The 4612-nt window shown below is 69.3% G+C and carries 9 protein-coding genes; 8 read left to right on the forward strand and 1 reads right to left on the reverse strand.

The features are described 5' to 3' along the window. Positions 1–277 precede the first annotated feature (277 nt). Positions 278–661 carry a hypothetical protein gene (locus FDZ70_06620; GenBank protein ID TLM76308.1) on the forward strand — a complete coding sequence of 128 codons (384 nt, stop codon included), beginning with the start codon at positions 278–280 and terminating at the stop codon, positions 659–661. 97 nt (positions 662–758) lie between these two features. Next, positions 759–1439, forward strand: coding sequence for a hypothetical protein (locus tag FDZ70_06625; protein ID TLM76309.1), 681 nt, complete (start codon positions 759–761; stop codon positions 1437–1439). Positions 1440–1454: 15 nt separating this feature from the next. Here the strand turns inward: FDZ70_06625 and FDZ70_06630 are convergent, their stop codons facing one another. Further along, complete coding sequence (locus tag FDZ70_06630) at positions 1455–1820, reverse strand: STAS domain-containing protein (protein TLM76310.1); 366 nt, start codon at positions 1818–1820, stop codon at positions 1455–1457. Here FDZ70_06630 and FDZ70_06635 point away from each other — a divergent pair. The 6 genes from FDZ70_06635 to FDZ70_06660 all read left to right on the forward strand — a co-directional run. Continuing rightward, positions 1819–2331 carry an STAS domain-containing protein gene (locus FDZ70_06635; protein TLM76311.1) on the forward strand — a complete coding sequence of 171 codons (513 nt, stop codon included), beginning with the start codon at positions 1819–1821 and terminating at the stop codon, positions 2329–2331. The two genes, FDZ70_06630 and FDZ70_06635, sit on opposite strands and share 2 nt — an antisense overlap. 5 nt (positions 2332–2336) lie before the next feature. Continuing rightward, the gene (locus FDZ70_06640) at positions 2337–2627 is read left to right on the forward strand and encodes a twin-arginine translocase subunit TatB (GenBank protein TLM76312.1); all 291 of its coding nucleotides are present in this window, start codon (positions 2337–2339) and stop codon (positions 2625–2627) included. 29 nt (positions 2628–2656) lie between these two features. Then, on the forward strand, positions 2657–3415 hold the full coding sequence (gene tatC, locus FDZ70_06645) for a twin-arginine translocase subunit TatC (GenBank protein TLM76313.1): 759 nt from the start codon (positions 2657–2659) through the stop codon (positions 3413–3415). An 11-nt stretch (positions 3416–3426) separates the two neighbouring features. Beyond that, positions 3427–3780, forward strand: a complete 354-nt coding sequence (locus FDZ70_06650; GenBank protein ID TLM76314.1) for a hydrogenase maturation nickel metallochaperone HypA — start codon at positions 3427–3429, stop codon at positions 3778–3780. Between the two features lie 12 nt (positions 3781–3792). After that, entirely contained in the window at positions 3793–4455 is a 663-nt protein-coding gene (hypB, locus tag FDZ70_06655; GenBank protein ID TLM76315.1) for a hydrogenase nickel incorporation protein HypB, read from the forward strand. Next, a partial coding sequence (locus FDZ70_06660; GenBank protein ID TLM76316.1) for a phosphohydrolase occupies positions 4452–4612 on the forward strand: 161 nt, incomplete at its 3' end. The genes hypB and FDZ70_06660, both read left to right, overlap by 4 nt.

Here is a 4612-nt window from a genome sequence, read left to right on the forward strand (position 1 = left end):
TCGCGTACGTGACGCCCGTGCTCGGCATCGCCGCAGGCTACGCGGCCGGAGCGGCGCTCGGGTCGGCGCTGGGCGGCCCGCCGGACGCGTCGGGCGCGCTCGGCGCTCTCGCGGGCGCCGCCGCGGGCCTTCTCGGCGCCCGTGAGGGGTTGCGGAGACTCGGTGCGCGTGCGGGGATGCGGCCGGGGCTGCGTGCTATAATCGCGCGCGGTCTGAACGAGGCTGAAGGCGGGTCGTCCCCCGGCGGCCCGCGTGACGATACAGGAGGAACCGAGCAGTGAGCGATCAGGACTTCTTCTTCGAGGACGAGGAGACCCCGGCCGAGGAGGCCGCGCCCGAGAAGGGCTTGCCCAAGCCGGGCGGCGCGAAGGCCGCCGCTGCGGTGCCTGCGGCCGTCCAGTCGGTCAGCGTGACCGTTGCGGCGCTCGCCGCGGTGTGTGCGCTGCTGGTGGGCGTCATCGTCGGCCTCGTCATCCCGCGCAGCGGCTCGACCGGCTCGACCGGCGGCGGCAGCACCGGCGGCGCGAACGCCCCGCAGCTGACTCCCGAGCAGATGAACGCCGGCAGCCTGCCCGCCGGCCATCCGGACATCTCGGGCATGGGTGGCGGCGCCACCGGCGGCTCGACCGGCGCGACCGGCTCCAGTACGACCACCAAGTAGGACCCTCACCGGCACCGACCAAGGCGGCCCGGCCCTCGCCTTTGAGCGGCCGGGCGCCGTGCCGTATCGGCCGAATCGCGAAAGGCGTGACCCGCACATGGCGATCGACAAGAGCAGGACCGCACCGATCATCAAGATAGGAATCGGCTTCCTCGCCATCGTGCTCGCCATCTCGGTGGGCGGTTCGATCATCCCCGGGCTTGCGGCGTTCTTCGGGACGTCGAAGACGGACACCGGCACGCGGACCGGGGGCGGCGTGCTCGAGGACGCGGCGCAGCGGTTCGCCGGCCAGGTCGCCTACGGCGAGCAGGCGCTCGCGAGCGACCCCGCGAGCCTCACCGTGCTGGTCGCCCTCGCGAACACCTACGGTGACTGGGCGAGTGCGATCGAGACATTCACTTCCGACCCGGTCACGCCGGGCATGTACCGCGAGAAGGCCGTCACCTACTACCGCAAGGCGCTCGAGATCGAGCCGGGCGACTTCAACGTGGCGGTGGACTACGCGATAACGTTGTACTACTCGGGACGGGCCGCCGAGGCTGCGAGCGTCGTAGACGGCGTGCTCGCGAAGGACCCGAAGTTCGTCCCGGCGCTGTTCAACGGCGGCATCTTCTACGCCGAGGCGGGCCGCGACGCGGATGCGGCGAGGGTGCTGAACACCTACTTGGCCGCCGACCCGAACGGGGCGCAAGGCAACCCGGACGTGGCGCGCAACATCATCGCGGAGCTGGCGAAGAGGCAGAGCGCGGGGCCGGCATCCACCGCCAGCACGCCCTGACGGGCCGGCGCGGCGTCAGGTCGCGTGCTCGGCGATCGGCTCCTCGAGGATCGCGAGCGCATCCTCGCGGCTCGACGCCGTCGAGAAGATGCCGTTCAGGCGCGTGAGTGACAGGATGTTGTCGACCGTCTCGTTCGTGACGAGTGCGAGCCGTCCGCCTTGGGCGCCGTACTCCTTCGACAGCGACAGCAGCAGCCCGAGCCCCGAGCTGTCGAGGTAGTCGAGCGCGGCGAGGTCGACGATGGCGGCCGCCGGAGCGGACTTGAGCAGCCGGTCGATGCTCATGCGCAGCGATGCGCACTCGGAGTAGTCGAGGTCGCCGGTGAGCTTGAGCACCCAGATGTCGGCGGATCGGTCGAGTTCGGTCGTCAGCGCCATCATGCCCCCCGCGGTCGTGGCGGCCCGCCATCGGGCGTCTCGAAAGCATATCTACCCGAATGCGCGCGCGCCGATACCGCCGTCCGCGTACGTGTTTGTTGCTCGCAGCGGCGCGGCGGTACAATCGCGCCTGTACCTCGTGACGGCTGCGGCCCGTGGAAGGCGGTGCGTGGTGACGAACGACCTCGATATCAGCGCCGAGCGTGACGGGGCGTTCTGTATCGTCAGGGTCGCCGGCGACCTCGATCTGTACACCTCGCCCACGCTGAAGGACCGCCTCGTCGAACTCGTCGAGGACGGCTGCCCCGACATCGTCATCGACCTGTCCGGCGTCGGGTTCGTCGACAGCTCGGGCCTCGGCGTGCTCGTCGGCATCCTGCGCCGCGCCAAGGAGCGAGACGGCTCGGTGCGGCTCGCGGGCGTGCGCGAGGCCGTCGCCAAGACCTTCCGCATCACGGGCCTGGACAAGGTCTTCCCGATGTTCGCGACCGTCGACGAAGCGAGAGGGTACTGATCCCCTTGTTCGGTATCGGCGGAACCGAGCTCGCTCTCATCGTGCTGGTCGTGCTGCTGCTGTTCGGGCCCGACAAGATCCCCGACTTCGCGCGCAAGGCCGGCCGCCTCTACGCGGACTTCAAGCGCTACACCTCGACGATGGAGTCGATGATCCGGCTCGAGATCTCCGAGGGGGAGAAGGAGGCCGACTCGGACGCGACCGCCTCGGCCGCAGCGGTGAAGGAGCACGCACGCCCCGTCGCGGCCCCCGCGACCTTCGAGGACGACGAGGATGACGAGGAGGACGAGGAGTAGGCCGCGCGCCTGCGCCCTGACACGCGATCATGCCCATCGGACCGGCACGCATGCCGTTCATGCACCACCTCGACGAGCTGCGCAAGCGGCTGACCGTCGTCGTGGTCGTGTTGCTGTTCCTGATGGTCGGGCTGTACTTCGTGTCCACGCCCATCTACCGGTTCCTCGTCGCGCCCGTGAGCGACATCCCGGGGCTGGACAACCCGATATCGATCCGTGTGTTCGACCCGATGATGGTGCGGTTCAAGGTCTCGATCTGGGCCGCGGTCATCGTCGGCAGCCCGCTGATCATCTGGCAGGCGATGGCGTTCTTCCTGCCGGCGCTCAAGGAGCGCGAGCGCAAGTGGGTCGTGCCGACCTTCTTCGTGATGGTGGCGCTGTTCCTTGCCGGCGCCGCGTTCTGCTACACGGAGGTGCTGCACAACAGCTTCCTGTGGCTCGCCGGCCAGGCCGAGGGGCTCATGGAGCTGCGGGCGACCGCGCAGGACCTCGCCACGACGGTCGGGTACTTCCTGATCGGCTTCGGCATCGCGTTCCAGACGCCGGTCATCGTTTTCTACCTCGTGTACTTCGGCGTCGTGCCGTACAAGACGCTGCGCGAGAACTGGCGCGTGGTCTGGGTCGTGATCGTCGTCGTCGCCGCGATGGCGACGCCCGACTGGTCGCCGATCACGATGGGGTTCCTCGCGGCGGCGATGATCGTCCTCTACGAGCTGTCGATGCTGCTGGTGCGGATCGTGCTACGCAGGAAGATCCGGGCGCAGGCCGAGGCGCTCGAGGCGATCTGAAGGCGGCAGCGATGCACGAGATGGGCATCACGCAGGGCATCCTCGCGGCATCCGTCGATGCCGTGAAGGGCGAGGGCGGCACGCGCATCAACGAGATCCGCATCTCGGTGGGCGAGATGACCGAGGTGGTGGAGGACGCGCTGCAGTTCGCGTTCGAGGCGCTGCGCGCCGAGCCGGACTACGCGATGGCGGCCGGCGCGGTGCTGCTCGTCACGCACGTGCCCGCGAGCTCGGCGTGCCCGACGTGCGACGGCGAGGTGTTCGAGCACGGCCGGTTCGACGGGCAGTGCCCGAAGTGCGGCAATCCGTTCGTGGAGCCGCGCAGCGGGCACGAGCTGCGCATCGACAGCATCGACTTCGACTGACAGGGGCGCGACGTGGCCGAGATCGACCTGTCCAGACCCATCCTCGACCGCAACGAGGAACTCGCCGCCGGCAATCGCGCGCTGTTCGCTGAGGCCGGCGTCTTCGTGCTCGACCTCATGGCGTCGCCGGGAGCCGGCAAGACGTCGACCATCCTCGCCACCATCGCAGCACTGCGAGACCGCTACCGCATCGCGGTCATCGAGGGCGACATCGCCTCGCGCGTGGACGCCGAGAAGATCTCGGCCCACGGCATCCCGGCGGTGCAGATCAACACCGGCGGCGCGTGTCACCTCGAGAGCGACATGATCCGCCGCGCGGTCGATGCGCTGCCCTTGGACGAGCTCGACCTCGTGATCATCGAGAACGTCGGCAACCTCGTGTGCCCGACCGAGTTCGACTTGGGCGAGCACGCGAAGGTGATGATCCTGTCGGTGCCCGAGGGTCACGACAAGCCGTACAAGTACCCTGGCATCTTCCAGATCGCCGAGGCGGTCGTCCTGAACAAGGTCGACACGATGCCGGTGTTCGACTTCGATGAGGCCGAGTTCCGCACTGTGGTCGGCAAGCTCAACGCCCGCGCGCCCATCTTCCCGATCTCGGCGACGAAGGGCGACGGCGTCGACGCGTGGGCCGAGTGGCTCGCCGGACGCGTCGACGCGGTGAAGCGCGCGTGATCGCGCGCGAGGACGCGCTGGCGCTCGTGCGCGAGCGCGTCGGCAACCGCAACCTCGTGAACCACTGCCTCGCGACCGAGTACATCATGCGCGCCCTCGCCGAGCGCGCCGGGCTGGACGACGTGCCCGATCACCTCACCGGACTGGGGGACAGAGG

The organism is Actinomycetota bacterium, assembly GCA_005774595.1.
In the GTDB taxonomy this organism is placed as follows: Bacteria; Actinomycetota; Coriobacteriia; order Anaerosomatales; family D1FN1-002; genus D1FN1-002.

Excerpts from the sequence above, each read along its gene's own strand:
- FDZ70_06625 (TLM76309.1), top strand. The coding sequence starts at position 759 with ATGGCGATCGACAAGAGCAGGACCGCACCGATCATCAAGATAGGAATC.
- FDZ70_06635 (TLM76311.1), top strand. The coding sequence starts at position 1,819 with ATGCCCCCCGCGGTCGTGGCGGCCCGCCATCGGGCGTCTCGAAAGCAT.
- FDZ70_06630 (TLM76310.1), bottom strand. The coding sequence starts at position 1,820 with ATGATGGCGCTGACGACCGAACTCGACCGATCCGCCGACATCTGGGTG.
- tatC (TLM76313.1), top strand. The coding sequence starts at position 2,657 with ATGCCCATCGGACCGGCACGCATGCCGTTCATGCACCACCTCGACGAG.
- FDZ70_06650 (TLM76314.1), top strand. The coding sequence starts at position 3,427 with ATGCACGAGATGGGCATCACGCAGGGCATCCTCGCGGCATCCGTCGAT.